This is a genomic window from Kineococcus vitellinus, from assembly GCF_009906315.1.
Lineage (GTDB): Bacteria > Actinomycetota > Actinomycetes > Actinomycetales > Kineococcaceae > Kineococcus > Kineococcus vitellinus.
The window spans coordinates 1-2,904 of sequence record NZ_JAAALL010000412.1 but is presented as its reverse complement, the minus strand read 5'-3'; the positions used below and the strand labels follow the sequence as shown (position 1 = coordinate 2,904).

The 2,904-nt window shown below is 73.6% G+C and carries 3 protein-coding genes; 2 read left to right on the top strand and 1 reads right to left on the bottom strand.

Going from position 1 to position 2,904, the window contains the following annotated elements; translation table 11 throughout:
* Nucleotides 1-700 (top strand): low specificity L-threonine aldolase (locus GTQ99_RS21720; RefSeq protein WP_166617775.1); only part of this gene is annotated, 700 nt, incomplete at its 5' end.
* A gap of 75 nt (nucleotides 701-775) precedes the next feature.
* Here the strand turns inward: GTQ99_RS21720 and GTQ99_RS21715 are convergent.
* Nucleotides 776-1,342 (bottom strand): dihydrofolate reductase family protein, encoded by a 567-nt coding sequence (locus GTQ99_RS21715; protein ID WP_166617774.1) that lies wholly within the window; start codon nucleotides 1,340-1,342, stop codon nucleotides 776-778.
* Between the two features lie 186 nt (nucleotides 1,343-1,528).
* Here GTQ99_RS21715 and GTQ99_RS21710 point away from each other — a divergent pair, with 186 nt between their 5' ends.
* Complete coding sequence (locus tag GTQ99_RS21710) at nucleotides 1,529-2,872, top strand: extracellular solute-binding protein (protein WP_166617773.1); 1,344 nt, start codon at nucleotides 1,529-1,531, stop codon at nucleotides 2,870-2,872.
* The last annotated feature ends 32 nt before the right edge of the window (nucleotides 2,873-2,904 follow it).

Below are 2,904 nucleotides of genomic sequence, written 5' to 3'. Positions count from 1 at the left end.
CCCCCTGCGCGACGCCGGCTTCGTGCTCCCCACCTGGGAGGAGCTGGTCGACGTCACCGACGCGGCCCGGGCACGCGGCATGCGCATCCACCTCGACGGCGCCCGCCTGTGGGAGACGACCACCCACCTCGGCCACCCCCTCGACCAGATCGCCGCCCTCGCCGACAGCGTGTACGTCTCCTTCTACAAGTCCCTGCGCGGACTGTCCGGAGCGGCGCTGGCCGGCCCCGCCGACTTCGTCGAGCGGGCGCGGCTGGAGCGCCACCGCTACGGCGGCAACGTCTTCCAGCAGCACCCCGCGGTGCTCACCGCCCTGCACGGCCTCACGCACGAGCTGCCGCGGCTGCCCGAGCACGTCAGCCGCGCCCGGCTGGTCGCCGACGCCCTCGCCCGGGAACTCGCCGCCGCGGGCCCGGCCTGGTCCGCGGTGCACCCCGCCGTCCCGCACACCCACCAGTTCCAGGTGTGGCTGCCCCACCCCGCCGCCGTCCTCACCGAGGCAGCCACCCGCCACGCCGAGCGCACCGGCACCGCGCTCTTCACCGGCCCCTGGCGCGAACCCGGCCTCCCGCCGGGCCTCGCCTTCACCGAGGTCACCGTCGGGCAGGCGGGGCTGAGCTGGACCACCGAGGACGTGCGCACCGCGCTGCGCGGCTACCTCGACGTCCTCGGCACGCTCACCGCGACGACGCACCGGTAGCCGCGCGGTCCCTCACCGCGCGCTGCGGGGACGCGCCTGCGCGCGCCGCGACGTCAGGCAGGTGCCGGGTGGCCCTCAGGCACGGGTGCGCACGGCGTGGCGCACGTGCAGCACGCCGTTGTCGAACCTGTGGTGCTCCAGCAGCTCCAGGTCGAGGCGCACGCCCCCGGGCAGCGCCGGCTTGCCGCCGCCGACGAGCACGGGGCACAGGAGCAGCACGCACTCGTCGACCAGGCCGTGCCGGAAGGCCTGCGCCCCCAGGGCGGCGCCACCGACGCTCAGGTCCGCGTCGGAGGCGTCCTTGAGCGCTCGCACCGCCTCGGGGTCGAAGCGCCGCTCGATCCGCGTGCGCGCCGTCGACACCTCCTGCAGCGTGGCGGAGTAGACGACCTTGTCGGCATCGCGCCAGATGCCCGCGTAGTCGCGGACGACGGCCGGTTCACCGTTCAACCAGTCGTCGTCCTCCCAGACGCGCATGGCCTCGTACATGCGCCGGCCGTAGAGCGAGGTGCCGATGCCCCGCTCGTGCTCGTTCCAGAACGCGTGGACCTCCTCGCTCGGCACCGCCCAGTCGAAGGAGCCGTCCTCGTCCTCCAGGTAGCCGTCGAGGGAGGTGTTGGCCGCGTAGATCAGCTTGCCCATGACTGCCTCCGAGCGGACGGGGGTGCCCAGCTTCCACCGCCGCAGCACCACCGGCAAGGCCCGAGGACGCGCCGGCCGCCCGGGCGGAGGTGACGAATCGGCCGCAGTCCGGCGAGGGTCGTTGCCCGGGGGCGGGTAGCGTGGTTCCCTGCAAGCTCCTGACTCTCTCGATGACGAGGAGTGCTCGTGCAGACGACACGACGCGGTGTGCTCGGCGCCGCCCTGGGCGCCGGCGCGCTCACGCTCGGCGGGTGCGCCGTCGGCGCCGGGGCCGAGTCGGCGAACCAGCAACCGGTCAAGCCACCGGCGGACGGACCGATCACCCTGACCTACTGGGCCTGGCTGAAGGACCTGCAGTCGGTCTGCGACATCTGGAACGCGGAGAACCCCGACGTCCAGGTCGAGGCGGTGTGGTCGGGCGCCGGCAACTCCGGCGGGTACACCCGCATGTTCGCCGCCCTCGCCGCGGGCGGCGGCGCCGACATCGCCCAGGTGGAGTTCCAGCTCCTGCCCAGCTTCCTGCTGCAGAACGGCCTGGTCGACCTCTCCCGGTACGGCTACGGGGACCTCCTCGGGGACTACCGGGAGGGTGACCTCTCGCGCGTCATGGTCGGCGACGGCATCTTCGGCGTCCCGACCGACACCGGCCCGATGGGCTTCTTCTACCGCAGCGACGTCCTCGACGCCGTCGGCGGGACGCCCCCCGCGACCTGGCCGGAGTGGGCGGACCTGGCCCGCACGGTGAAGGACGCCGATCCCGCGAACCGGCTGGAGGGCTTCGGGATCAACGACCCCGGCAACTTCACCAGCTTCTGCATGCAGGCCGGGGCGGCGTGGTTCAGCACCGACGGCACCGAGTGGGTCGTCGACCTCGCCGGCGGGCCCACCCGGATGGTCGCGGAGTTCATGGACGCGGCCTTCGCCGAGGACCTGTTCAACACCGCCCTGGCCCCCTTCTCCTCGGGGTGGACCGCCGCCGTCGCCAAGGGGTCCATCGCCGCGGTGACCACGGGCTCGTGGGGTGACGCCCTCGTGCAGAGCGTCGGCGGCACCGAGGGGCTGTGGAGGGTGGCGCCGATGCCGGTCTGGCCGGACACCGGGTACCCCTCCGCCACGCTGGGCGGCTCCACGGCTGCCGTGCTGGCCACCTCCGAGCACCCGGCGGAGGCCGCGCGGTTCCTGCACTGGATGACGACCGACCCGCGGTCCATCGACGCGCAGATCGAGAACTGCGGCATCGGCTGGTCGACCTCCCCCGACTACATCGGCAGGTCGCGCAGCGAGCCGTCGGAGTTCTTCGGGGGCCAGAACTACAACGAGGAGGTCTTCGTGCCCGCCGCGGACGCGCAGAACCCGGACTGGATCTGGTCACCCATCTACCTGGAGCTCAACGACGCGCTCTCGACGGTCTTCCGCGAACGCGGCACCGGGGGGCGCGCCATCGTCGACGCCATGCCCGACGTGCAGGAGCAGACCATCGCGATCATGCGGGACAAGGGGCTGCAGGTCCGGGCCGGGAGCCCGGCGTGAGCGCCCCGGCGGAGCAGTCCGCGCCCCCCGCC